Below are 817 nucleotides of genomic sequence, written 5' to 3' on the forward strand. Positions count from 1 at the left end.
GGTGTTGTCACGTTAACTGGGCTACAGTTGCCTGCCTGACGGTTTGGGCGTAAATTTTGGCGATGCAGACATCAGATATCATCTTCAAGCGTCACCGTTTTCCGCCACAGATTATTGCTCATGCGGTGTGGCTTTATCTGCGGTTCAACCTTAGTCTGCGTGAAGTTGAGGAAATGCTGCTTGAGCGTGGAATCGACGTATCATACGAGACAGTTCGTCGTTGGATCGCCAAGTTCGGCCCCCAGATCACACGCAACTTGCGGCGGCGTCAGGCGCGCCCCGGCGATATTTGGTATTTGGACGAAGTGGTCGTCAAATGCGCTGGAGAAAAATTCTGGCTTTGGCGTGCGGTGGATCAACATGGCTCCGTTCTCGAAGAAATCTTGCAGAAGCGGCGTGATAAAAGGGCGGCAAAGCGATTGCTTGTGGCGTTAATGAAGCGCTATGGCTTTGCTCCCAAACGGATCATCACCGATAAGCTCCGCTCCTACGGTGCAGCAAAGGCAGAAGTGGCACCCGGCCTTGACCATTGGTCGCACAAGGGCCTCAATAATCGGGCCGAAAATAGCCATCTGCCGTTTAGGAAACGGGAGCGAACCATGCAAGGTCATCGGTCACCTGGAGCGTTGCAACGGTTCGTCTCCATGCACTCAGCGACCCGCAATTGTTTCTCTGTTCCATCTCGTCGCCGAGCCGCACACACAATTCGCTACCATCGCCTCGAAGCTTTCGATGCATGGAAAATTGCGGCCTGTTTCGCCTGAATATCTACGAGCCCCTGGCCTTTCCGGCCAGAGAAACTTAACGTGACAACACC

General features: G+C 53.7%; 1 protein-coding gene. It reads left to right on the forward strand.

The window, feature by feature from the left end; translation table 11 throughout:
- Positions 1 to 62 precede the first annotated feature (62 nt).
- Positions 63 to 764, forward strand: coding sequence for an IS6 family transposase (locus tag JNC80_RS19985; RefSeq protein ID WP_055661736.1), 702 nt, complete (start codon positions 63 to 65; stop codon positions 762 to 764).
- Positions 765 to 817: the final 53 nt, after the last annotated feature.

The sequence above is a fragment of the Pseudochrobactrum lubricantis genome, from assembly GCF_041929865.1.
GTDB classification, from domain to species: domain Bacteria; phylum Pseudomonadota; class Alphaproteobacteria; order Rhizobiales; family Rhizobiaceae; genus Pseudochrobactrum; species Pseudochrobactrum saccharolyticum.

What these genes read in the sequence shown, in the direction of transcription:
- JNC80_RS19985 (WP_055661736.1), top strand. Translation starts at nt 63, where the DNA reads ATGCAGACATCAGATATCATCTTCAAGCGTCACCGTTTTCCGCCACAG.